This window comes from Nocardia australiensis (assembly GCF_020733705.1).
Classification (GTDB): Bacteria; Actinomycetota; Actinomycetes; order Mycobacteriales; family Mycobacteriaceae; genus Nocardia; species Nocardia australiensis.
Window position 1 is genome coordinate 196,338 of sequence record NZ_JAJFZM010000004.1, and the last position, 24,979, is coordinate 221,316.

The following is a 24,979-nucleotide window of genomic DNA, read 5'->3' on the forward strand; positions in this document are numbered from 1 at the left end:
AGCCTTTCGTGCAGTCTCCCGCTCCTCCCCGGTTGAGCACTGTCGCACACGGCGACGTTCGAGCCGAGGTGACACGGCGGAGTAATTCGTTCGTGTGTGGCTTATTTCACTCTCCGACAGCGGGGGCCCGAAGTTGCGTGCCGATCGCTGGGCGTATAAACGTGCACGTAGCCCGGGGCGTTTCGACGAAGGATCTCCGGCCGACGAGAGGGCGTAGATGCCGCTGCACATCCACCGGGCCGAGCGCTCCGACGCGTTGGCGGACGCACTCGCCGCGTTGCTCGCGGCACCGCTGGATGACCCGTTCGCCGCGGAGGTGGTGGCGGTTCCCGCGAAGGGGGTGGAGCGCTGGCTGACGCAGCGGCTCTCTACGGTCCTCGGCGTGGGAAGTGCCAGGGACGGTGTCGCGGCGAATATCGAGTTCCCCTCGCCTGCCGGATTGGTCGCCGAAGTACTCGCCGCGGCGAGCGGGGTGCGGCCACCAGAGGATCCGTGGGCGCCGCAGCGAGTGGTGTGGACGCTGCTGCGGGTGCTTGATTCGGTGGTGTCCGAACCATGGTCGGCGGTGCTGGCCAGGCATGTCGGGGCGAGCGATCCTGGACGTGACCACCGGGTCGGGCGCCGGTATGCCACGGCGGCGCACCTCGGTGCGCTGTTCGACAGCTACGCGGCGCAGCGCCCGGCGCTCATCACCGAATGGGCCGAGGGCGCGGATACCGATGGAGCCGGGAACCCGGTGCCGGAAGACCTGTTGTGGCAGCCCGCGCTGTGGCGGCGGTTGCGGGCCGAGATCGGTGTACCCAGCCCGGCGGAACGTTTGGCGGGGGCGTGCGAGCGGCTGTGTGCCCGTCCGGAGCTCCTCGAGTTACCACCGCGGCTTTCGCTGTTCGGTGTGACTCGATTGCCGAGCGATCAACTCGCCGTCATCTCGGCGCTGGCGCGACACCGTGACATTCATTTGTGGCTGGCGCACCCGAGTCCGGTGATGTGGTCGGAGTTGGCCGGGCTCCGCGCCGTGCTTATGCGAGCGGATGACCTCGCCGCGACTCATGTCCGACATCCGCTGTTGTCCGGTCTCGCGCGGGACGTGCGAGAACTGCAACAGCGATTGGCTGTGGTCGCGACGACCGATACTCGCCATTCGCTTGCGCAACAGAACCGGGTGCGGTCCGGCGGAGCGTCGCACGAGGCCGAGGCCGAGGCCGATGGTGTTGTGGTGGGCCACGCTTCGGAAGGCGTTGTGCGGGAAAAGGATACGTTGCGCGCACCCACGGCGGGTGGAGACAGCGCGGAAGATGCCCTGTTCGGCGACGTCGTTGTGGACGACGCCGTGGCATCAGTCGCGTCCCGTGACGATTCGTCCGTGTACGGTGCCGGTGCGGACCGGGTAGATGGTCGGCCGGGGAGGCTCACGCTGCTCGGGGCGATTCAGGCGGGAATCCGTGACGACGTCTGGCCGCCGGCATCGGGGCGGATGGGTGGCGACGGCAGCATTCAGGTGCACGCGTGTCATGGGCCCGCCCGGCAGGTGGAGGTATTGCGGGAGTGTCTGCTCGGGTTGTTCGCGGGTGACTCGACACTGGAGCCGCGCGATGTGTTGATCATGTGTCCCGAGGTCGAGGCGTATGCACCATTGGTGCGGGCGGCATTCGGGCAGCGGACATCGGAAACAATTGAAGCCGTTGGTGATTCGGCTCATCCGGCGCACCGATTGCGGGTTCGGCTCGCCGATCGCGGGCGCGGGGTGACCAATCCGCTGCTCGCGGTGATCGGGGTGTTGCTGGAACTGGCCGACGGGCGCGTCACGGTGACCCAGGTGCTGGACCTGGCGGCATCCGAAACCGTCCGGCGCCGTTGCGGATTCGACGATGACGATATCGAGCGATTGCGTGAGTGGGCGGCCGAGTCCGGGGCCAGGTGGGGCATCGGACAGCGGCAACGCCAGGCATTCGGCTTGGCCGACTTCGCGCAGAACACCCTCAACGCCGCTGTCGACCGGATCTTACTCGGGGTGACAGCGGACGAATCCGCCGAGGACTGGCTGGATTTGGCGCTACCGCTCGACGACGTGGACAGCAACGACGTCGATCTGGCCGGCCGGTTCGCGGAGTTCATCGACCGTCTCGCTGTCTGTCTGCGTGACCTGCGCGGTCCGCGCGCCGCGCAGGAGTGGGCGACAGTGCTCGGGCGATCCCTGGAACTGCTGGCTGATGTGCCCGACAGTCAGGCGTGGGTGCGCACCGAGGCCCGCCGCGAACTGGCCGCAGCCACCGAGCATGCGGGTGATGTGGTGTTGCGGCTGGCCGATATCGGGGTGCTGCTGGCCGGGCGGCTCGCGGCCAGGCCGACGCGAGCCAACTTCCGTACCGGCGAGCTGACCGTCTGCACCATGGTGCCGATGCGGTCGGTCCCACATCGGGTGGTCGTGTTGCTCGGTCTGGACGACGAGGTGTTTCCGCGCCCGGGAGGCGTGGACGGTGACGATGTGCTGGCACGTAATCCGCTGCTCGGCGAACGTGATTCGCGCAGTGAGGACCGGCAGCTGCTGCTGGACGCGATGATGGCAGCGGGGCAGCAGCTGCTGGTATTCCACACCGGCGCCGACCCGGTCACCGGCGCGCACCGCCCGCCTGCCATTCCGGTCGCCGAACTGCTCGACGCGATCAGGGCGCACGTCGGCGCCTCGGGCATGTCCGAGGTCGTGACTCGACATCCATTGCAGGGCTTCGACCGTCGCAATTTCCTGGCCGAGCACCCTTTCAGTTTCGACTCCGTCGCGCTGGCGGGTGCGCTGGCGGCCGGCGCGCCCGCCGCGCCGCGCCCGGACTTCCTGACCGCGCCGCTGCCCGCGCAGGATCTCGCGGATATCGCACTGTCCGAATTGATTTCGTTCGCCGAGCACCCGATTCGCGCCTTCCTGTGGCAGCGCCTGGGACTGCGGGTGCCCGATCACGACGAGGACATTGCCGACCGGCTGCCCATCGAACTCGATGGTCTCGCGAAATGGGAACTGGGCGAACGTCTGCTGTCCGCACGTCTCACCGGGGCCGATCCGGCCGCACTGCGAGCGGCGGAATGGCGGCGGGGTACCTTGCCGCCCTTCGGTTTCGGCGCGGCCGTCCTCGACGAGGTCGAGAGCACCGTGGACAAATTGGTGCGCGCGTCGTTGCCGGAGTACGAGGGGCCCGCCCGCGCCGTCGACATCGCGATCGACCTCGGCAACGGCCGACGCCTCACCGGCACGGTGCCAGAGGTGCATGGCGAATCACTGGTCAGGACCACGTTCTCCCGGCTTGCGCCCAAGCATCGGATCGCGGCGTGGGTATCGCTGCTCGCGCTGGCCGTCACCGAGGATCGGAGTTGGCGCGCGGTCACCACTGGCCGTGGCCAATTCGGCCGTCCCGCATGGCGTTCGGTGCTCACCGCACCCGACCGTCCTGCCGCGCTCTCGACCCTGCGTGAGCTGGTGAGGCTGCGCGATGCCGGACTCACCGAGCCCCTCCCGATCGCCCCCGGCGCCACCGCCGCCTATGCCGAGCGCCGCTTCCGTGGCGCGAACTTCGACGAGGCCATGGCCGCGGGCGAACGCGAATTCAACGGTGGTCCCAACGGCCCCGGCCTCTTCGGCGATCACGCCGACCGCCACCTGCGCTACGTCTGGGGTCCGGCGCCACGGCTGCAACACCTCACCGAAGCCCCCGCCCCGCCCGGTGAACCGAGTGAACCTACTCGCTTCGGTGCCCTCGCCCGTCGCATGTGGGCGCCACTGCTCGCCGCCGAAACCCAGGGGCAGCCGTGAATCAGCACACCGCCGTTGCCGTCGCCGAGGTGGCGGCGGCCGACCGGTTCGACCCGGACGGGCCCTTGCCGACCGGGACCACAGTGCTCGAGGCCAGCGCGGGAACCGGGAAGACGCACGCGATCGTCGGTCTCGCGGTCCGGTATGTGGCGGAGGCCGGGATCGGCATCTCGCAGTTGCTGCTGGTGACCTTCAGCCGGGCCGCGACGCAGGAGCTTCGGGAGCGCACCCGGGATCGGTTCGTCGAGGTCGCGGCGGCGCTGGCCGACCCGGTGGCAGCACGCGGACATTCCGACTCGTTGATCCGGCTTATGGCGCAAACGGATTCGGGCGAGATAGGGTACCGGCGCGACCGATTGCTCACGGCGCTTTCGGATTTCGATGCGGGCACCATCGCCACTACCCATAGCTTCTGCCAGCGCATGCTCGACGAGTTGGGGCTGGCGGGCGAGCACGATCCCAGCTCGCGACTGGTGGAAAATATCGATGACCTGGTCGGGACCGTCGTCGACGACCTCTATCTGCATCGGTACGCCCGTACCGAACCGCCGTTCTCGTGGAAAGAGGCGCACGCGCTGGCGCTCGCCGCGGTGCGGGATCGACACGCCATGCTGGTCCCGAAGGGCGACGGGGCTGCGGGGGAGCGGGTGGCCTTCGGGACCGCGGCGCGCGCCGAGACCGAGCGCCGCAAGCGGCTGGCGGGCCTGCGTGACTTCGATGATCTGCTGGTCCTACTACACGACGTACTCGCCGACCCCGAACACGGTCCACGCGCCCGCCGCCGTATTCGCGACCGCTACCGGGTCGCCCTCGTCGACGAATTCCAGGACACCGATCCGCTGCAATGGGACATTCTGCGGCTGGCGTTTCACGGTCACAGCACCCTCGTCCTGGTCGGTGACCCCAAACAGGCCATCTACGCCTTCCGTGGCGCGGAAGTCCTCAGCTATCTCGACGCCATCGATCACGCTGACACTCGTAAGGAACTCACCACCAACTGGCGCAGCGACGCGGGTCTACTGTCCGCGCTCGATCATTTACAAGGCGGAGCCGCGCTGGGCCACAAGGAGATCGCGGTCTATCCGGTCGCCGCCACCCGTCCATGGACCCGGCTGGCCGGACCCGTCGACCTCATCACGCCGCTGCGGCTGCGCTGTCTCCCACGCACCGGCGCGGGACCACTGAACAAGTCGGGGTTTCCCGCTGTCGGCCGGATGCGCGCCAAGGTCGCCGAGGACCTCGCGGCCGAGATCGTCCGGCTGCTGGAATCCGGGGCAACGGTGGAGGGGAAGTCCAACGGACCACTGCCCGGGGCCGCGGATGACGCCGGCCTCGGTACGACTGCGCTACATCGGGGAATCGGTCCCGGTGATATCGCGGTGTTGGTGCGGACCAGGTCTCAAATCGATGTCGTGCGGTCGGCATTGGATCGAGTAGGGGTCGCTTCGGTGCTTGCGGGCGGCACCAGTGTGTTCGCCACGAGTAGTGCCACCGACTGGTTGTGGTTGCTGCGTGCGCTCGAGCAGCCGCACCGGGCCGACCGTGTCCGGCTGGCGGCGTGTACCGCGCTTCTCGGGGTTACCGCGATCGAAATCGACAGCGGCGGTGCCGATCTGGTCGGCCGTATCAGCGCGCAGTTGCGTGAGGCCGCCCGGTTGTTCGCTCGAACCGGTTTCGCGGCGGTGTTCGAAAAGCTCTCGGCCGAGGCACATTTGGCGCAACGACTGCTGGCCATCGAGAATGGTGAGCGTCAGTTGACCGATCTGCGGCATATCGCGCAATTGCTCGATCAAGTGGCATTGGCCGAGGGGCTCGGGTTGACCGCGCTGACTCGCTGGCTCGCCGATCGGGTGCGTGATCCGGCATCGGGGTCGGTCGCCGACCGCAGCCGCAGGCTCGATCGGGACGCGGCGGCAGTGCAGATCGCCACAGTGCATGCCAGCAAGGGCCTCGAATTTCCCATCGTCTACCTGCCTTTCGCCTGGGACAGTGCGAAGAATCCCTACCCCGCGACGCTGCTTTACCACGATGACGACGGCGCGCGAGTTCTCGATGTCGGCGGGCAGGATGCCGGTGGTTACGCCGAACGTAAAATGCGCAGCGAAACCGAGGAAGCCGGGGAGGAGTTACGGCTGCTGTATGTCGCGCTCACTCGGGCAATGTGCCAGGTCGTCGCATGGTGGGCACCGGCGATTTCTACCGCGGCCTCACCGCTGCACCGCATGATTCTCGGTCGCCCCGATGGCGGTGATCTCGTTCCGGGCCGTGCGCCGGTTCCCACGGATGCCATAGCGGTGCAGCGACTTTCGGCGTGGGGTGCGGGTGCGGCCGAGGCGGTCTCGGTCGAGGGTATCGATGGTGCGGAGACCGTCGAACTCCGGCGGGTTCGGGTCGAGACGCCCACCGGGGCGCTCGCCGCCGCCCATTTCTCGCGCATCCTGGACCAGCAATGGCGGCGAACCTCGTACTCGGCCTTGACGGCGGGCGCCCACGACATTGCCGCCACCGATGTCGAGCCCGAGCAGGGGCAAGGACCGGAAGATGAACCCGCCGCGTTGTACGTCGCCGAGGTCGGGCCCGCCGTATCCGGTGCCATGTCGTTGATGAACGATCTGCCTTACGGCGCCGAATTCGGCACACTGGTGCACGGCGTGCTGGAGCTGATCGACACCGATGCCACCGACCCGATCACCGAGGTGCACGCTCGCTGCCGCGAAGCGACCGACGACCTGATGGCCGAGGCCGATCCCGAAATACTGGCCACCGCATTATTGGCTGTCCTGCGCACCCCACTCGGATTCGGTTGTCTCGCCGATATTTCCAGTCGCGACAAGCTGAACGAACTCGAATTCGAGCTGCCGCTCGCCGGCGGCGACACCCCGGGCGCCCACACCGCGACACTGCGTCAGATTGCCGGGCTGCTGCGAAATCATCTGCCATCTGATGACGATTTCGTGTGCTACGCAGACCAATTGGACGCTCTCGACGACATCCCGCTGCGCGGCTATCTCACCGGCAGCATCGACGCGGTCCTGCGAGTCACCGAAGACACCGGAGCCCGATTCGTGATCGTCGACTACAAAACCAACCGTCTCGGCACCGGCGATCTCACAGTCGACCATTACACCCACGACCGCATGGCCGCCGAAATGCTGCGCTCCCACTACCCCGTGCAGGCACTGCTCTACTCGGCGGCCCTGCATCGCTATTTGCGCTGGCGCCTGCCCGATTACGATCCCGCTCGCCACCTCGGCGGGGCACGTTACCTGTTCGTCCGCGGCATGGTCGGTCCCGAAACCCCCACCGGCTGCGGCGTATTCGACTGGAACCCGCCCGCCGAACTCATCATCGCCCTCTCCGACCTGCTCGCAGGCGAGGCACCGCGGTGAGCCGGGGACGATTCGGTGTGCTCGCGACCGTGGTGGTTGTTCGAGGCGGATGGCGACCGGCGAAGGAGGTGGCGCGGTGACGTCTATTCAGTTGGCGCAGCGGGGGACCGGGTTATTGCGGACGTTCAATGAGGCAGGGGTGTTGTCGGCAGCCGACGTGCACGTGGCGCTGCGGCTCGGGCGGATGGGACGAGAGTCCTCGGAGGAAGTTCTCTTCGCGGCCGCGCTTGCGGTGCGAGCGGTGCGGTCGGGTTCGGTGTGTTTGGAGTTGCTGCGGATGCGGGAGATCGGCGTAGACGCCGATGAGACCTGGGATGCCGGTGCGGGGGTAGATCCGGCGACCTTGCCGTGGCCCGATATCGACGCAGTCCTTGCCGCACTCCGGATCAGCCCGCTGGTGTGTGGTGGGCCGGCCGGCCCGCTGCGACCCCTGCGACTCGTCGACGCCGACCCTGCCGGCGCGCAGTGGCGCGAGGACGCGGGCCCGCTGCTCTATCTGGATCGGTATTACCAGCAGGAGCAGACAATTCGGCGCGTGCTCACCGAACGCTCCGGCGACCACCCGATTGTCGACGCGGCCGCGGTGCGCCGGGAACTGGACCGCCTCTTCGACGCCCCGATCGGTGCCGCCCCCGACCGGCAGCGTCTGGCCGCGGCATTGGCCGCCACCCACTGGACCACCGTGGTCGCCGGTGGGCCCGGGACCGGCAAGACCCATACCATCGCCCGGATCCTGGCGCTGCTCGACACACACCGACGGGCGCAACCGAAACTGCCCACGCTCCGCATCGCTATGGCAGCGCCGACCGGCAAAGCGGCTGCGCGCCTTCAGGAAGCGGTGCGCGAGCAGGCCGATTCGCTCGATCTGCCGGAACTCACCGCCGCCACCCTGCATCGACTGCTCGGCTGGCAGCGTGGCCGAACCACCCGGTTCCGCTATCACGAATTCAATCGGTTGCCCTACGACGTGATCGTTGTCGACGAGACCTCCATGGTGTCGCTGACGATGATGAGCAGTCTGCTGGCGGCGCTGCGTCCCGACACTCGACTGGTACTGGTCGGCGACCCTGATCAGCTCGCATCGGTCGACGCGGGCGCGGTACTGGCCGATCTGGTCGCGGGACCCATTGTCGGAGCGCCGAATCCGGTGCTCGATCAGATCCTCGTGACGGACTCGCTGGAATCGGTGGCGGCCGAGGATGATCCGGAGGCGCTGACAAACCTCGAACGCACTCGGATGCGCGGTGGCATTGTCCGTCTCACCCGCGGCCGCCGCTTCGGCGGCAAGATCGCCGAACTCGCGGTCGCGATTCGCGCTGGCGACGCCGATGCCGCACTCGAACTGCTGCGTGCGGGTGGCACGGAACTGTCGCTGAGCGCGCCCGAGGAGACCGCGCCGGTCCGCGCCGACATAGTGCGAGCGGCCGAGGAGGTGACCGCGGCCGCGCTCGAAGGCGACGCTGCGGGCGCGCTGACGGCGTTGGAGTCACATCGGCTGCTGTGCGCGCACCGCCAGGGCCCGTTCGGTGTCGAACGCTGGGACCGGATGGCGGCCGAATGGGCGTTCGCGGGCGGCGCGGGCCCGGAGCCCTATCAGGGTTCCTGGTATCCCGGCCAACCTTTGCTGGTCACCGCGAACGATCACGAGGCCCGCATCTACAACGGCGACACCGGCGTTATCGTGCGGATGCCGGATGGTTCTGTGCGGGCAGCGCTGCAACGGGGTAGCGAACCCTACCTGGTGCATCCAACCCAGTTCCCCGCTGTTGTCACCGTTTTCGCCATGACCATTCACCGCAGCCAGGGCAGCCAGTACGACACCGTGTCGGTAGTCCTGCCCGAACCCGAGTCCACGCTGTTGACCAGGGAACTGCTGTACACCGCTGTCACGCGGGCCCGCAGCCACGTCCGCGTCATCGGCACCGACGAGTCCATCCGGGCGGGCATCGCTCGCCGTGTGTTGCGTGCCAGCGGCCTGTCGCGTAGTTCGCCGGGTACGCCGTGACATCGCCATCTCACGTTCTCGGCGCCGCCGACGTCTACCCAGTGTGAGTTTGCCTCCGTTCGAACAAGTGGTGGCCGAATACGGCCCGATGGTGCTGCGTGTCTGCCGGGCGGTACTCGGTCCTATCGACGCCGCCGACGCTTGGTCGGAGACGTTCCTGTCCGCATTGCGTGCCTATCCCGATCTCGACTCCGGCACGAACATCGAGGCTTGGCTGGTCACCGTCGCGCACCGGCGCGCGATCGATGTGGGCAGGGCACTCACCCGCGCGCCCGTCCCGGCCGAAACGCTGCCCGAACGCACGGCCTCCAACGCCGATCCCGCCGATTACGACCCGGACCTGTGGACGGCTCTCGCGGCGCTGCCGGCAAAACAACGCCAAGCTGTCGCCTACCACTACCTGGCAGGTTTGCCACACGCCGAAATCGCTCAGCTCCTGGGTAATTCGACCGACGCCGCCCGCCGCGCCGCAGCGGACGGGCTCAAAACATTACGCAAGCTCTACCCGAAGGATCGAACATGATGGCCACGATCGACCACGGGGACGGCCTCTTCGACGGACTGACCCCCGACCACAATCTCCTCGCCGAGCTGCATGGTCGCCTGGCTGCCGCAGCGCAGACCGCCGGCCTGCTCGATGTCGCCTATCGGACCCTCGACACCCCGGTCGGCGCGCTACTGCTGGCAGCCACCCCGGCCGGGCTGGTTCGCGTCGCCTATCCGAACGAGGACCACGACGCCGTGCTTGCCACGCTGGCCGCCCGGGTCAGCCCCCGAGTCCTCGCCGCACCGGCCCGCCTCGACGGCGCGGCGCGCGAGATCGACGAGTACTTCACCGGCCGCCGAGCACATTTCGACCTGCCGCTGGATCTCCAGCTCACCGGTGGCTTCCGTCGTCAGGTGATCGAGCATCTGCAAACGATCGACTATGGCAGGCGCGAAAGCTACGCCGTGGTCGCGGCTGCCGTCGGCAACCCGCGGGCCGTGCGCGCCGTCGGGTCGGCGTGTGCCCACAACCCGCTACCGGTGGTGATCCCGTGTCATCGCGTGGTCCGCAGCGACGGCAGCATCGGCCAATACGTGGGTGGCATCGCCGCCAAGGACGCGCTGTTGCGGCTCGAAGCGGCCTGAGTCACCGCTATCCGCTATCCGCAACAAACCGGAGACTTCCATGAAACAATCGAAAACTCTTGTGCCCCTGTCGGATCGAGTCGATGCCCAACCATAGGCGGCGCTGACCGAGGAGATCGACGCCAACGGATGCGCACAAACCGGACCGCTGCTGACTCCGGAGGAATGTGCCGAGTTCAGTGCGATGTGGGACGACCTACCGCGATTTCGCTCCACCGTCGATATGGCGCGACACCGATTCGGGCAGGGCACCTACCGGTACTTCGCGAACCCGGTGCCAGAGCCCATCACCGCGCTGCGAACCGTCTTCTACCACAAGCTGTTGCCGATCGCCAGGTCGTGGGCGCAACGTCTCGGCGATCCGGCACCATGGCCCGACGAGTTCGCTGATTGGCTCGATGCCTGCCACGCGGCCGGGCAGCGCCGCCCGACGCCGATCCTCTTGCGCTACACCGAAAACGACTGGAATGCCCTGCACCGCGACCTCTACGGCGATCTGGTCTTTCCGCTGCAGATCGTGATCGGCCTCGACCGACCGCGTATCGACCACACCGGCGGCGAATTCCTGCTCGTCGAACAACGCCCCCGAGCCCAATCCAAGGGCACCGTCACCGTCCTGGAACAGGGCCACGGCCTGATCTTCACCACCCGGGACCGGCCTACCCCGAGCAGTCGCGGATGGTCGCGCGCGCCCGTCCGCCATGGCGTAAGCAGAATACGGACCGGTGTCCGGCGCACCCTCGGACTCGTCCTGCACGACGCCGAATAACCAGCGCCACACCATGTCCGAAGCATTCACCCTGACCGGCACCAATGGCCGCCCATACCGCAGCCACAGCCCTGGCGGATTCGGCGGCCACCGTCGCACCAAAATCTACGGCCGCCTCGACTGCCCGTCTGCCCTGCGCGCCCTCGCCAGTGGCCGTACCGCCGCCACCGCGTCTTCTTCGCCGACGAGGCCACGGCGGTCGCAGCGGGTTACCGTCCCTGCGCTGTCTGCCTGCCCGGCCAATACCGGGCGTGGAAAGCATCGCAGCCCAACAGCTGTCGATGAGTGATCAGTCGATGACGCGGATCCGGATGCGCGGTAGCTTTCGGGCCCGTACCCACGTTCGAATGACCAGCTTGTTTTGCGTTGGTCATCGTCTTCTCGCCAACCCACCCAGGCCGATCGGTTGCCGCACAAGCGCGCGAGGTGGCCGAACAGTCCGGGTCGTGCTGAATTCCGTTCAGCTCTTGACCAATTCGACGGGCGTGGTGTCGGGCTCGTCAGCTTCTTCCGGTGCGGTGGCCCGGCTGGGCAGTAGCACTGCCATCGCGATCACGACCAGTGCCAAGGCGGCGGAGACGAAGAAGGCCAGGCGCATGCCGTCGAGGTCGGCGCTGACAGGGTCGGCGCCGCCGTCGACCAGCGTGGTGCTGCGGGCCGACATCACCGTCACCACCAGGGCGGTGCCGAAGGCCGCGGCGACCTGCTGCAGGGTGCCGAGCATGGAGCTGCCGTGCGAGTACAGGTGCTGCGGGAGCGCACCGAGGCCGAGAGTGAAGACCGGGGTGAACGTCGCCGCCAGCGACACCATCAGCACGATGTGCAGGGCGATCAGCTGCCAGTACGGCATGGACATCGAGATCTGGGTGAATCCGGCCAACGCCGCGGCGATTCCGATCGATCCGGGAATCACCAGCCAGCGTCCGCCGAACCGGTCGAACAGGCGCCCGACGGTCGGACCGAGCAGACCCATCGCAAATCCGCCCGGCATCACGAGCATGCCGGTCGCCAAGGGGCTCAGCTCACGCAAGTTCTGCAGATACAACGGCAACAGGATCATCGACCCGAGCATCGTCATGAACGCGACCGACATCAGCACCAGCGCCTTCGTATAGGTGCCGGCCCGCAAGACCCGCAGGTCGAGCAGCGGGTTACCGGTGCGTTGCATGCGCAGCTGACGAAGGACGAACCCGGCGATGAGCGCAACGCCCGCCGCGACGATCAGTGCCGGGCTGGTGAGGTTGTCACTTTCGAACCGGCTGAGTCCGAACACCAGACCGCCGAACCCGAACGCAGCCAGCAACACGCTGGCCCAGTCGATCGCCCCCATCTGCGGTTCACCGACGTTCTCCAGCTGGCGCAGGCCGAGCCAGGTGACAACTCCCGTGATCGGCAGGACAAGCACGAAAAGCCAACGCCACGAACCGACTTGCAGTACCAACCCGGAAATCACCGGACCCATCGCGGGCGCCACCGAAATGGCAAGGGTGACATTGCCCATGACCCGGCCGCGGTCGTGCTCGTGCACAACAGTCATCAGGGTCGTCATCAGCAGTGGCATCATCACCGCGGTGCCACCGGCCTGAATGATCCGCCCGAGCAACAGCACCGCGAACGACGGCGCGACCGCCGACAGTGCGGTACCCACCAGGAAGACCCCCATCGCCACGGCATACGCCTGCCGGGTCGATACCCGTTGCAGGAACCAGCCGGTGGTCGGGATGACGGCCGCCATTGTGAGCATGAACGCGGTGGACACCCACTGCGCCGAGCGCTCGGTGACCGCGAGGTCGGCCATCAGGCGCGGGATCGCGTTGATCATGATGGTCTCGTTCAGGATCACCACGAAGGTCGCGAGCACCAACACCCGAATGACGGTCGGTGTCCGTCCTCCCGAGGTGGGAGCGGATGGTTCGGCGGGCATCGGTACCTCCGGAGCATGGGTGTCGGCAGAAAGTGTGTGGCCCGCTGCGGAGTCACCGGATCGCGTCCCGGCGCCACAGTGGATGAGACGGACTCGGCCGCTCGAACTCATCGGGCGCGGGTCAGTATTCCGGTCGGCACCGACAGAAAACACCCGATTTTTCTACCGCTCCGTACATGAACTCCGCGGAAGTTGCTGGTCAGCGGTATCTACGGCGAGATATCGGAACCGGATCGTGAGCCTGGTCACGTGCCTCCCCGCGTATCTGGACCATTGCCCGTCATCGCTCGCTCCATGTCGTCGGGACTACGGTGGGATCCCATGGACACCGCCGAGATCGGGTTGCCGAGGTCCGTGCGCGTCCCGAGACAGGCGGCGACATCGGCGACGACCCGGCTGCTTGGGCAGTTGCGGAACGTGCCACCAGTGGTTGTCGCGGCAGGGTGCGTCATCATCGCGCAGTTGGCAATCCGATGGTGGGTGGCCGGGGGTGGGTTCTTCTATTGGGACGATCTCATCCTGGTGAGCCGGGCGGCGAAATATCCGCTGTGGTCGACGGATCTGTTGCTGTACAACCACGACGGGCACTTCATGCCGCTCGCCTTCGCCACGGCCTGGGTGGTGACCGCGGTCGCGCCGCTGACATGGGCCGGGCCGGTGGCGTCGACACTGATACTTCAACTCGCGGCATCGTTAGCCGTGCTGCGGATGCTGATCGTGCTGGTGGGGGTGCGGTGGAAGATCCTGATCCCGCTGGTGTTCTATCTGTTCTCCCCGTTGACACTGCCCGCGTTCGCATGGTGGGCCGCCGCGCTGAATGCCTTGCCGCTGCAATTCGCACTCGCCTGGGTGATCGCCGACGCGGTGCTGCTGGATCGCACCGGTCGACGCCGCTACGCCATCTCGGGGATCGCGGTGCTGGTGGTGGCGCTGCTGTTCTTCGAGAAATCGGTGATCGTCGCATTCGTCGCGTTCGCCGTCGCCGCGCTCGCTCGGCACGTCGACGGCGACGCGGCACCGATTCGAGTAGTGGCCCGACGAGGTCGCGCACTGTGGATCGGATCCGGCCTGGTGCTCGCCTGCTGGTTGCCGGGATACCTCACGGTGGTGAACGTGGCCGCAGTGCACAGCAGTCCGGATGAATTGAGGCAGTTGCTGCCGCGTGCGACGTCGAGCGGTATTGTGCCGACCCTGCTCGGCGGGCCGTGGATCTGGGAGCGGTGGCTGCCGTCGACTCCGTGGGCGAATGCGCCGTGGTGGGCGGTGGCGGCGGCATGGGTGGTGCTGGGTGCGGTGGTCGTGGTGTCGATGCGGGCACGGATTCGGGTGGGGCCGGTCTGGTTGGTGGTTGCGGCATACATCCTGGTGGCTCAGCTACCGGTGGCCCTGGCGCGCAGTGGCCCGAATACCGCGACCGAACTGATGCAGTCCCTGCGCTACCTCGCCGACGTAGCGGTGGTGCTGACCGCCGCCGGTGCGCTGCTGCTGCGTGCGCCCGCGCGGACGTCGTGGCGAGCGGACGCGTCTCGTCCCGGCCCGTGTGTGGCGATCGCGTTCGTGCTGGTATTCGTCGCAAGCAGTCTCTGGTCCACGCATACGTTCTTTCGATCGTGGCGCGCCGGGCCGACGAAAACATATGTCACCACCGTGAATTCGGCACTTAGCGAATGGGATGGCGTACCCCTGCTCGATCAGGAGGTGCCGTGGAATGTCCTGAGTCCATTGGCATACCCGCAGAATCTGACAAGCCGGGTGCTCGCGCCCATCACACCTCGGGGAACCTTCGCCGATTCGACACCGCACCTGCGGATGATCACCGATACCGGTGAAATCGTCGAAGCGGCGGTCTGGTGGAACCGAAGCATCCGACCAGGCCCTGACCCGGACTGCGGCTACCGGATCGACCGTGCCCAGCCCATCGACGTACCGCTCGACGGCCCGATGCTCGAGCACGAATGGACGGCCCAACTCAACTATCTCGCGAGTCGGGACGGTGAGATCACCGTATCCTTCGAACACGGTGAACCGGTCGTGGCCCCAGTTCAACAGGGCCTGAATACCGTTTTCGTGCGTGTGGTCGGTAGCGGTTCCGCCCTTCGGATCGGTGCTCACACACCAGGACTGGACATATGCCTCGGCGTCGGTCCCGTCGGCGTCGCGTCCTACGACAATTGAGCGCCGGCATGCGGTCGATGGCGGCGATCTCACGTGTCATCGCTCTTGGCCATCGGGGAATTCCGCCACCGCATCCGGTGATCAGCACGAGCGCGGTCGCCGCAATAGGGAAGACCGCAGGGGGCGGGCGGACCCTCATGGTCTGATCTCGTGCAGCCGCCTGGCGAAGTCGTCGTCGGTGCGTTCGAAGGTATCGCGGACGGTCGCGAGCAACGCCTGAATTTCGGTGGCCACCGCGAGATAGTCGCCCAGGGTGTCGTAGGCGTTGTTGGATCCGCCGAAAGCCTTCTCGCGCAACAGCTTCACCAGTTCTATCGCGGACCACAGTCGAGGACTGTCCTCGCCGAGCCCCCAGCGAGCCTGCTCGCTGAACGCACGGGCGTCGTTCTGCGCGGTGGCGAGATCGGTGATCAACTCCTGGCAGGCCCTGTCGATATCGATGAAAGCCCGCGGCTGCATCCGCACCCGCAACGTCCCGGTCTTCGCATCCTCGATGTAGGCACCGAATGCGCTGTCCACAGCCATGGGGTCGTCCTTCCAGTGGTCGGCGTTGTAGATAGAGACGCACCGGATTACCGGCCGGTTCCATATGGACGCAGATTCACTGGGCGGGGTCCGCGAAGTCCGCTCGACGACGGCTACACTCGGGCGAAGCGGACCGCCCGTCCCGGGTAGCCACAAGTTGGTGCGGCCATCAACTTCACCAAAACCGGGGCCAGCAGCATCCGGACCAGGTGGCGTCGATGATCATGCCGAGGCCGAGAAACCGTATCGGTGTGAGCGGCGACAGCGTGAACGCGCCGGTGACCAGCACCAAAAATTTGGCAGCCGCGAAGTCTGGCGAATTTACAGATGACTCGCTGGACGGCACCGCTCGGGGTGCTGAGATGGTGTGCCACCCAGTGGATTGTGAGTGACTGCACTGCGAGCTACGCGCTCGTGACTCGACCGGTCCCAACGGACTCGACCGGATGGTGTCGAAACTTCAACTATGTTGCGGTAGAAGCTAACCCGCCGTAGTGGACGACTCAGACGAGCGCGCGTCCGCGATGTTGCGCAGCACCCTGGTCGCGTGGTTGTCGAACCGTTCTCGCGACATGTCGATGGCTCCATCGAGCCATGGACGGTACATGTAGGCCATCGCGCCGAAGATCGCGTGCGAGTTCAGGGCGATGTCCGAGGGGTCCGGTACCGGTTGCCCGTCGGTCCCGAGTCCGATAGTCAGCGCGATCGGAGTGGTGAACTGCTCGATGAGCTCATAGCCGCGGTCGCCGAGCACGCGCGTTGTCTGGGATTCCACAAACATGATCCTGCCGCGTCTTCGATCCTCGACGATGTAGTCTGTGAATGCTGAAATCGCATGGAGGAAAAGCTTTTCCGGGTCGGCAGGTGCGGTGGCCAGTGCCGCGAGGAGCTGGTCGCGGGCGTCGTTGACGACCGTCTCCAGCGCGGTGGTGAACAGTGCGTCGAGGTTTGGGAAGCTCTCGTAGAAATAGCGCTCGGTCAGCCCGGCCTGCCTGCAGACTCCGCGCATGGAGGTTTCCGCGGCGCCGATGGTGGCCATCAGCTCGATGGCAGCCTCGATGAGCTGTTCGCGGCGCGCGGCGATCCGGTCAGCGGGCGGGCGGCCACGCCAGCGGCGCATGCCCGGTATTGATCCGTCGGATTCGGCGTCCATGTCTCGATCCTGCCACGAGCCAGAAGTTGACATCATGTGATGTTGACATCAACTGATAGCAGAAATACATTCAATGTATGTCCGCTGCCTACACCGACCAGGCGCATGCGATCCACGCGCGGGACGTCGACTTCGATTTCGACACGGTGCCAATGCATTACATCCCCGGCGAAGTGATGGCGACGCACGTCATCAATGTGATGCACCTCGTTCTGCCCGAAGGCGAACGCGCGATGGCGCAGGCGCTCACCGAAGCGCTGCCGCTGATCGAGGACGAACGATTACGCGAGAAGGTCCGCGGTTTCATCGGTCAGGAGACTATGCACGCGGGGTCTCATGAGAAGGCGCGCCGCCAGCTGGAAAGGCTCGGGCTCGACGTCGCGCCGATGGTGGACAGCGTTGGCTGGCTGATCGATCGGGTACTCGGCGACCACGGGCTGACCGGCCGCGCCAAGCGTGAATGGTTGTGCGAACGGCTTGCGCTGTTCGCCGGTATGGAGCACTACACCGCCGTCATCGGGGAGTGGCTGCTGACCAATGACAAGCTCGAGGCCAAGGGGATGCATCCGGCGATGCTGGATCTCATCCGCTGGCACGGCGCCGAGGAAGTCGAGCATCGTAGCGTGGTCTACGACGCGTATATGTATCTGGACGGCGGCTACGGGCGCAAAGCACGTCAGGCGCTGATCGCCAGTGGCGGATTGCTTGTGCTGTTCGTGATTTCGGGCGGGTACCTGTTCCAGTGTGATCCCTCTCCGAACAAGGGGAGATGGTGGTGGCCGCTGCAACTGGCCGGTGCGTCGGTGCGCGGCCTGGTGCCGAGCGCCACCACCTTCCTGACCGAGATCCCGCGCTACCTGCGGCCGGGCTTCCATCCCTCTCAGCTCGGCCCGATGGACAATGCGCTGCGCTATCTCGCGCAATCGCCCGCCGCGCGGGCGGCGAACGCATGACCGCGCGGGTCGGGTCGGGGTTTCGGCCCGGCGCGGGGCTGCGAATGATCGCCTCGGCGGTGGACGCCTACAAACGCGTTTTCGTCGAAGGCGATGCCGCCCGGTTACTTTCGCATCCGCGCCCGGTGCGCCACTCCGGATACGACTTCGAGGTCGAAATCGGCCGGATTACGCCGGAGGCGGACGGGGTGGTCAGCCTGGAGCTGCGCGACCCAGACGGTGCGCCGCTGCCCGCGTGGACGCCGGGCGCGCATATCGACGTGTTCCTCCCGTCCGGACGGCAACGGCAATATTCGCTCAATAGCGACCCGGCCGACCGGTGCCGCTATCGAATCGCGGTGCGCCGCTTGGACAATGGTGGCGGCGGTTCTCGAGAGATCCACGAGCAACTGCGCGCCGGTGACCGACTGACGGTGCGCGGGCCGCGCAATGCCTTCCCATTGATTTCGGCGTCGGAATATCTCTTCGTGGCCGGCGGCATCGGGATCACCCCCATCCTGCCGATGCTGACGGAGGCCGAGCGCGCCCGAATACCATGGCGGCTGATGTACTTCGGGCGTCAACGGGAGCGGATGCCGTTCCTGTGCGAGCTGGCGGGCTACACCGGCGGCGATGTGGTGGTGCGACCGGACGACGAGTTCGGGACGCCGGATCCGCGGATGATCTTCTCGCAGACGCCCACCGGCGCCGCGGTGTATGTGTGCGGTCCGCCCGCGCTGGCCGAGGCCGCGCGAGAGGTGCTGTCGCTACACGACCCGACGGCGTCGCTACATACCGAGCGGTTCTCGGCGGTGCCGGTACGCGATGGCAGGTCATTTCGTATTCGATTGCGCCGCAGCGCGACCGAGGTCGACGTCGCCGCCGACGAATCCGCGCTGACGGCGATCCGGCGGGTTGTGCCCGGTGTCGCGTACTCCTGCCAGCAGGGGTTCTGCGGTACCTGCCGGGCGGGAGTCCTGGCGGGCGAGGTCGATCACCGCGATCGGGTGCCGACCGGCGGTGACCGTGACGGTTCGATGCTCACCTGCGTGTCGCGCTCGCGCAGCGGCGAATTGGAACTGGATCTGTAAACCATTGGCGTGGCGGGAATGCTGGAGCAAGATAGAGGTGTGATGAGCTTCGTATTCGGCCTCGCCCGTCAAGTGCTGAGATTACCGATGGGCTCCGGTACGGAGTTCGATGTTCACGATCGGGTGGTCGTCATTACCGGCGCGGGCACCGGCATCGGGCGCGCGCTGGCCGAACAACTCTATGGCGCAGGTGCGTTTGTTGCCTTGATCGACATCGACCAGCCCGCCGTCGCGCGGGTCGGGCGCTCGATGGGTGAGCGGGCGCTCGTCCTGCGGGCGGACGTGTCCGATCGAATCGGTATGCGCGAGGCCATCTCCCGGGTTCGTGAGCGGTTCGGCCGAATCGATGTGGTGGTCGCGAATGCCGGCGTGGTTCCGCGCCCGGCGACCATCAGAACCATGAACCCAGCGGATTTCGACCGGGTGATCGGGATCAACCTCACCGGCGTTTTCAATACGGTGCACCCGGCACTGGAGGACATTATCGCGGTCGGGGGCCATGTTGTTGTGGTGTCCTCGGCCGCGGCCTTCGCGCCCGGCATGGCCGGATCGCCGTACATGGTGAGTAAGGCCGCTGTCGAACAGTTCGGTCGGGCATTGCGCGTGGAACTCGCCGCGGTCGGCGCGACGGCGGGGGTCGCGTATTTCGGCGTCGTCGATACCGCGATGACGCACGACACCCTGGACGAGGACGAACTCGGGGCGGAGGTGGCGACGCTGCTGCCGTGGCCATTGGACCGTCGCATCACTGTGAGCGAAGCCGCCGAGTCGATCGCCTCGGGCATCGCCTGCCGGGCGGCCCGAACCATCGCACCAGTGCAATGGGAGGCTTATGCCCTGTTGCGTGGCGCTGTCAATGTCGTTCTCGACCAGTACCTCGCCGACGACGAAGGTGTGCGCGCGTTGATCAATCGCGTCGAAGAGCGTTATCTCCAACAGCGGTCGAAGAGTCCGATTCGCGATAGGTGAACCGCCGGATCGGGTTCAGGACTCGGCGGGGAAGATGCCGGGCATATCAACACTGGCGCCTGAACAAAGCGATTTCCGGTCTGCTCCCGACCAAGCCGCATGACCTGTTCCTCAACTCCGTCGGTATCTATCACTCCATGGACGAATTCACCGGCCGCAAGAAGCCCTGAACACCTCACGACCGGCGTTGATATGGCCGATTACAACCGTGGCATAGAGCTCATCGGACTCGGTGACATCGGCGCGGAAACCGTGTTCGGCCAGTATCGCGGTGGCCAGCGGTGCCTGTTGCGTGCTGGATTCGACCAGGAGGTGACCGCCGGGCGCGAGCCAGATTCGGGCGTCCTCGACGACGCGGCGGAAGATGTCCAGGCCGTCCGGGCCGCCGTCGAGTGCGGTGCGTGGCTCGTAATCGCGTGCCTCCGGAGGCATCCGGGCGATCATCCCGGACGGCACGTATGGAATATTCGCGAGTAGAACGTCTATGCGGCCGCGCAGGTCGCGGGGGAGCGGCTCGAAGAGGTCGCCCTGATAGACCGATGCGCCGATGGGGGTGAGATTGCGGCGGGCGCATTCGACCGCGGTGGGTTCTATATCGGCGGCCGCGAGGTCGATCGCTATCCCGTCGGCTGCGAGGATGGTGGCCAGTGCGAGCCCCAATGCGCCGGAGCCGCAACATAAGTCGACCGCCACGGGGTGCCTGTATCCGCGAGCCAGCGCTGCCGCCTGGTCGACGAGAAACGCGGTGCGCTGCCTGGGTACGAATACTCCGGGGGTGAGCGCGATTCGCATTCCGTGAAATTCGGCCCAGCCCACCAGGTATTCCAATGGTGTCCCCGAAACGCGTTGTGTAACCAGGGTTTCCAGATCGATGCCGGTGTCCGCGGCCGCCGCGGCCAGCAGCGCCGCCTCTTCCTCGGCGAATACGCTGCCGGCCGCGCGTAGCCGCGCGACGAGATCGGTACTTCCCGGTGACATCACCTGGACATCCTGCCGTGCCGGACCGGAGCAGGCCAGTCGATATCCGCCGGACTAGCGCGCGGTGGCCAGCTGGAATGTGCGGGTGGCGTCGAGATAGATACCGCGCTGGTTCTGCTTGGCGGGCGGTAGCAGCTGTGAGGCCAACTGTTCCAGCGAGGTGGTCGCGCCGACCACGCGAGTGCCCGCGACGATGAAGTCGGCGACCGCGCGGCGAATGTGGTTGGGAGAGGTCACCACGACCGCGCTGTTCGCGCCGAGATCACGCAGCATATTGGTGCTGAACAGGGCGTTCTGCACCGTCGAACCGGCGCGCGACTCGACACTGATCCGGTTGGCGGGCAGGCCCTTACCGACCAGCCAGTTGCGCATGGCCTCGGCCTCGGTAATACCGTTCTGAGGGTTGCCGCCGGTGACAACCACCGGCGAGAACGGCGAGGCGATCGCCTGTAGCCAGGCCGCCGTCAGACGGTTGACCAGCTCCGGACGCAGGGCGCCGTCGGGCAGCAAGCCGTAGCCGAGTACGACGATCCCGGTTTGCGGACCAACGATCGCCGGAAGCGGGTTCGGTAGGGTGCCGACCGCGGCGGTGACCGCGCCGATCACATTGTTGGTTCCCGCCGCCATGCCCGGATCGACCACGCTCAGTCGGGCCATGGCATCGGTCAGTGCGGGCAGGTCGCCCGCGTAATGCGACCAGATGGCCTGCAGGGACAGTGCTTCGGCGTCGGTGGGATCGGCGCCGATCAGTTCGCGCAGCTCCGATCGCCCTGCGTCGTCGTTGCCGTCGGTGAAGTTGCGCTGGGCGGAGTTATAGAGAGCGTCGGGGTCCGGGGCCGCCTGAGCGGGGCCGCCGACCAGGCCGGTGATGGTTACGATCGCGAACGTCGTCGCGACCGTGGTCTTCCAATGCCTCGAGATCTTCACTACAGTCGACACCTTTCCACGCATGAACGGGGCATTCGGTAAGTCAGCTGGCAGTTAGCCGGTGGCAAGCAACCATCACGATACGACTGGTATCGGCCATATGCCGGTAATTGCTTGGCGTAGTGCGCGGTTTATTTCACGGCGCCTATTAGGCTGTCACAACGTGGATACCGTTTCGCTGACCGGCAAGGAACTCGCCGCCGCCATCAATGCCGACACCAAAGTGCGCGCTGCCGTGCTCACCGCGAGCGGGACCGCGCCGCGACTGGCCCTGATCGTGGCCAATGACGATCCGGCCAGCGCCTGGTATGTGAACTCGCTGCGCAAGGCCGCCGAGCGGATCGGAATCGCTTGTGAGACAGTCGATCTCGGTGCCGATGCGACTGTGGCCGCAATCCGGGCCGAACTGGAGGCGCACAGCGCCGCCGCGTCCACCGACGCGATCATGTTGCAGACGCCCCTGCCCGCCGGCATCACTCTCGATGACGTCAGCTCCTCGATCGCCGCGACCAAGGACGTCGACGGCGTCAGCCCGCTGTCGCTCGGGCTACTGGCCAGCGGCCTCGAGGGTTTCGTCCCCGCCACCTCCGAGGCGGTCGTGGAACTCCTGAAGCAGCACCAGATCATGCTGTCGGGTCGAAATGTGACGGTAGTCGGGCGTTCCAATATCGTCGGCAAGCCGCTGGCGCAGTTGTTGCTCGCCGAAAACGCGACGGTCACCATCGCCCACTCCCGCACCGCCGATCTCCCCTCGGTAACCGCCACCGCCGACATCGTCGTAGCCGCCGCGGGCCGCATCGGCCTCGTCACCGGTAAACACATCCGCGAGGGCGCGGTCGTCGTCGACGTCGGCACCAACGAAGCCCCCGACGGCAAAATCGTCGGCGATGTCGAAGCGGACTCCGTGCGCGCTAAAGCATCCGCCCTCAGCCCCGTCCCCGGCGGCGTCGGCCCCGTCACCACGGCCTTGCTCATGCGGCACGTCGTCACCGCCGCCGAAAACGCTCGCCGCGCCTGAATTCGCAGACGACTCGCCAATGATGTGAACCGCCGGTGCGGTGGTTGTCGTGTAGTGGCGTCGCAGTCGCCGATAGCTCGATGACCGGGCGAAGGGATGCGCGCGTTCTCGTAGTGTGTTGCTGCTTCATACAGTCGGCGGGGGTGTCCGTCCGGGCGATGTCGAGGCGCTCAGCTGCTGAGAGGCGATCGCGGCATCCGGGGCGAACGGTCTCAGCAGCATGAACTGCCCCAGGCTGATGCCCGAGCCGCCTGGTGGGCGGCTGACATCCGAATCGGCGCCGCCTGGCTACATCACGAAGGCCGTCAGCTGTGCCACCGCTTCAACCGGGTGCTGTGCCCGTATCCCCTCGCCGATCGACTCGAATTGCCAAAACCCGTCCGCGCGAACCACTCTGCCCATTACCAGGCCGGTGTAGGCGCCGCCGCCGCTGAGGTCATAGCGGGCGATTTCGATGCCGGAGACGCCGTCGATGGCGCGGCAGAACGCGTTCTCGATCTGCTCGAAGGTTTGACCCGTGTACGACGTCACGACGAAGATCACCGTGGTGACCTCCGGTGCCAATCGAGTGAGGTCGACTGTGATTATCTCGTTGTCGCCCTTGCCTTCTCCGGTCGTGCTGTCCCCGAGGTGACGCACCGAACCGTCCCGGGAGATGAGCTGTTCGTGGTAAACGACATCGGCGATCGCGTTCCCGGCGAACAACAGTGCGGCCGCGTTCAGATCGATGTCTTTGCTTCGTGAGCCGGGCCTGCGGCGGGTGCGGACCGGATCCCAACCCAGCGCCATGGTGACATAGTCGAGTGCGGTCCCGCTCTCGTCTCGAAGCGTGATGAACATTATCGATCCTATCGGTCGGGGCGGCGTCGTTGTCGCCTGGTTGTCAGCTCAGAACGAAATAGCGCAGCCACAGATACGGCGCCGCGACAATGACGGTGACGGCGGTGACGACCGCACCTTTGCGGGTGAACTCCCAGAACGAAACCGGCGCACCGGCTCGCACCGCGATGCCGAGCATCACCACATTGGCGCTGGCGCCGACGGCGGTGAGGTTGCCACCGAAGTCCGCGCCCAGCGTCAGCGACCACCACAGCGCATCGGCATGTATAGGGTTGTCGACGCCCGCGGCGAGGTCGGCGACCAGCGGGCTCATCGTCGCCACATACGGAATGTTGTCGATGATCCCCGACAACAGCGCGGATACCACCAAAATCAGCAGCACCGCCACCAGCGCGTCGCCGTGGGTGGCGTCGGCGGCCCACTGGGCCATCCTCGCCACCACACCGGTTTCGACGAGCGCCCCGACCATCACGAACAGTCCCGCGAAGAACAGCAACGTCTCCCATTCGACACCGGACAGGTAGTCCTCGGACTCGACACCGGAGATCAGTACCAGCACACCCGCGCCGAGTAGCGCCACTACCGCCGGGGCAATGTGCAGGACCGAATGGCCGACGAAGCCGCAGAACACGGCCAGCAGGACCGCGCCACATTTGATCAGCAGCGGTCGATCCCGGATCGCTTCGCGCTCGTCGAGTGCCATTACATCGGCGATGCGGCCGGGGTCGGCGTCGAACGAGCCACGGAACAGCACCGGCAGAATCAGGGTGAACACGACCAGTTCGATGACCACGATCGGCATCATGTGCACCAGGAAGTCGTTGAACGACAACCCGCTTCGGCTGCCGATAATGATGTTGGGCGGATCTCCGATCAGCGTGGCCGCGCCGCCGATATTCGATGCGAATACCTCGGCGATCAGAAATGGCGCGGGCCGGATGCCGAGCCGGTCGCACACCAGCAGGGTGACCGGCGCGATCAACAGGATGGTGGTGACATTGTCCAGAAACGCCGACGCGACCGCGGTGATCAACACCAGCATGATCATGATTCGTGCCGGAGATCCCTTGGCGCGCTTGGCCGCCCAGATCGCCGTGTACTCGAAAACTCCGGTCTGGCGCAGGATTCCGACGATGACCATCATCCCGAACAAGAGCAGGATGACATCCCAGTCGACACCGGTGTCGTGGGAGTAGAACGCTTGCTCGGAATCGAGTACCCCGAACGCCAGAATGACCGCCGCGCCACCGAGCGCGGCCGTGGTCTTGTGGATGCGTTCGGTGGCTATCAGCGCATACGCCACCACGAACACGACGACCGCGACCGCGGTCATCGTGGGTCACCCGTCCGGCAG

At 66.4% G+C, this 24,979-nt stretch carries 18 protein-coding genes and 1 pseudogene; 12 read left to right on the forward strand and 7 right to left on the reverse strand.

Features of this window, described 5'->3' with window-relative positions; translation table 11 throughout:
* The first annotated feature begins 217 nt into the window (after window positions 1-217).
* The 7 genes and pseudogenes from LKE06_RS21750 to LKE06_RS21780 all read left to right on the forward strand — a co-directional run bounded on the left by LKE06_RS21750 (window position 218) and on the right by LKE06_RS21780 (window position 11,378).
* Window positions 218-3,799, forward strand: a complete 3,582-nt coding sequence (locus tag LKE06_RS21750) for an exodeoxyribonuclease V subunit gamma (protein ID WP_228001191.1) — start codon at window positions 218-220, stop codon at window positions 3,797-3,799.
* Window positions 3,796-7,188 carry a UvrD-helicase domain-containing protein gene (locus LKE06_RS21755; RefSeq protein WP_372477406.1) on the forward strand — a complete coding sequence of 1,131 codons (3,393 nt, stop codon included), beginning with the start codon at window positions 3,796-3,798 and terminating at the stop codon, window positions 7,186-7,188. The genes LKE06_RS21750 and LKE06_RS21755 overlap by 4 nt, the downstream gene beginning before the upstream one ends.
* 76 nt (window positions 7,189-7,264) lie before the next feature.
* On the forward strand, window positions 7,265-9,193 hold the full coding sequence (recD, locus tag LKE06_RS21760) for an exodeoxyribonuclease V subunit alpha (protein WP_228001192.1): 1,929 nt from the start codon (window positions 7,265-7,267) through the stop codon (window positions 9,191-9,193).
* A gap of 49 nt (window positions 9,194-9,242) precedes the next feature.
* Entirely contained in the window at window positions 9,243-9,716 is a 474-nt protein-coding gene (locus tag LKE06_RS21765; RefSeq protein WP_228001296.1) for an RNA polymerase sigma factor, read from the forward strand.
* Window positions 9,716-10,324 carry a methylated-DNA--[protein]-cysteine S-methyltransferase gene (locus LKE06_RS21770; RefSeq protein WP_228001193.1) on the forward strand — a complete coding sequence of 203 codons (609 nt, stop codon included), beginning with the start codon at window positions 9,716-9,718 and terminating at the stop codon, window positions 10,322-10,324. The genes LKE06_RS21765 and LKE06_RS21770 overlap by 1 nt, the downstream gene beginning before the upstream one ends.
* A gap of 103 nt (window positions 10,325-10,427) precedes the next feature.
* Window positions 10,428-11,093 (forward strand): 2OG-Fe(II) oxygenase, encoded by a 666-nt coding sequence (locus tag LKE06_RS21775; protein ID WP_228001297.1) that lies wholly within the window; start codon window positions 10,428-10,430, stop codon window positions 11,091-11,093.
* A gap of 13 nt (window positions 11,094-11,106) precedes the next feature.
* Window positions 11,107-11,378: pseudogene (locus tag LKE06_RS21780) on the forward strand (Ada metal-binding domain-containing protein).
* A 175-nt stretch (window positions 11,379-11,553) separates the two neighbouring features.
* On the opposite strand, the gene LKE06_RS21785 reads toward LKE06_RS21780, so the two are convergent.
* Entirely contained in the window at window positions 11,554-13,017 is a 1,464-nt protein-coding gene (locus LKE06_RS21785; protein WP_228001194.1) for an MDR family MFS transporter, read from the reverse strand.
* 321 nt (window positions 13,018-13,338) lie between these two features.
* Here LKE06_RS21785 and LKE06_RS21790 point away from each other — a divergent pair, with 321 nt between their 5' ends.
* A complete protein-coding gene (locus LKE06_RS21790; RefSeq protein ID WP_228001195.1) occupies window positions 13,339-15,192 on the forward strand; it encodes a hypothetical protein in 1,854 nt (617 codons plus the stop codon).
* Between the two features lie 135 nt (window positions 15,193-15,327).
* Here the strand turns inward: LKE06_RS21790 and LKE06_RS21795 are convergent, their stop codons facing one another.
* Entirely contained in the window at window positions 15,328-15,717 is a 390-nt protein-coding gene (locus LKE06_RS21795; RefSeq protein ID WP_228001196.1) for a hypothetical protein, read from the reverse strand.
* Between the two features lie 481 nt (window positions 15,718-16,198).
* Window positions 16,199-16,903: a TetR/AcrR family transcriptional regulator gene (locus tag LKE06_RS21800; protein ID WP_228001197.1), complete on the reverse strand. Its 705-nt coding sequence runs from the start codon at window positions 16,901-16,903 to the stop codon at window positions 16,199-16,201.
* Window positions 16,904-16,947: 44 nt separating this feature from the next.
* On the opposite strand from LKE06_RS21800, the gene LKE06_RS21805 reads away from it, so the two are divergent.
* Genes LKE06_RS21805 through LKE06_RS21815 form a run of 3 tightly spaced genes read left to right on the forward strand, consistent with a single transcriptional unit; the run spans window position 16,948 to window position 19,862 of the window.
* Entirely contained in the window at window positions 16,948-17,823 is an 876-nt protein-coding gene (locus LKE06_RS21805; protein ID WP_228001198.1) for a metal-dependent hydrolase, read from the forward strand.
* Window positions 17,820-18,893, forward strand: coding sequence for a PDR/VanB family oxidoreductase (locus tag LKE06_RS21810; RefSeq protein ID WP_228001199.1), 1,074 nt, complete (start codon window positions 17,820-17,822; stop codon window positions 18,891-18,893). Before LKE06_RS21805 ends, LKE06_RS21810 begins: the two co-directional genes overlap by 4 nt.
* Before the next feature lie 42 nt (window positions 18,894-18,935).
* A complete protein-coding gene (locus LKE06_RS21815) occupies window positions 18,936-19,862 on the forward strand; it encodes a short-chain dehydrogenase/reductase (protein ID WP_228001298.1) in 927 nt (308 codons plus the stop codon).
* A 147-nt stretch (window positions 19,863-20,009) separates the two neighbouring features.
* Here the strand turns inward: LKE06_RS21815 and LKE06_RS21820 are convergent, their stop codons facing one another.
* Together LKE06_RS21820 and LKE06_RS21825 are read right to left on the reverse strand one after the other, a co-directional pair.
* The gene (locus LKE06_RS21820) at window positions 20,010-20,840 is read right to left on the reverse strand and encodes a putative protein N(5)-glutamine methyltransferase (RefSeq protein ID WP_228001200.1); all 831 of its coding nucleotides are present in this window, start codon (window positions 20,838-20,840) and stop codon (window positions 20,010-20,012) included.
* 54 nt (window positions 20,841-20,894) lie between these two features.
* Window positions 20,895-21,767 carry a YdcF family protein gene (locus LKE06_RS21825; protein ID WP_228001201.1) on the reverse strand — a complete coding sequence of 291 codons (873 nt, stop codon included), beginning with the start codon at window positions 21,765-21,767 and terminating at the stop codon, window positions 20,895-20,897.
* Window positions 21,768-21,930: 163 nt separating this feature from the next.
* On the opposite strand from LKE06_RS21825, the gene LKE06_RS21830 reads away from it, so the two are divergent.
* Window positions 21,931-22,785 carry a bifunctional 5,10-methylenetetrahydrofolate dehydrogenase/5,10-methenyltetrahydrofolate cyclohydrolase gene (locus LKE06_RS21830; RefSeq protein ID WP_228001202.1) on the forward strand — a complete coding sequence of 285 codons (855 nt, stop codon included), beginning with the start codon at window positions 21,931-21,933 and terminating at the stop codon, window positions 22,783-22,785.
* A gap of 288 nt (window positions 22,786-23,073) precedes the next feature.
* Here LKE06_RS21830 and LKE06_RS21835 read toward each other — a convergent pair whose 3' ends face one another.
* Window positions 23,074-23,625: a TerD family protein gene (locus tag LKE06_RS21835; protein WP_228001203.1), complete on the reverse strand. Its 552-nt coding sequence runs from the start codon at window positions 23,623-23,625 to the stop codon at window positions 23,074-23,076.
* Window positions 23,626-23,668: 43 nt separating this feature from the next.
* Window positions 23,669-24,958 (reverse strand): ArsB/NhaD family transporter, encoded by a 1,290-nt coding sequence (locus LKE06_RS21840; protein WP_228001204.1) that lies wholly within the window; start codon window positions 24,956-24,958, stop codon window positions 23,669-23,671.
* Window positions 24,959-24,979 lie beyond the last annotated feature (21 nt).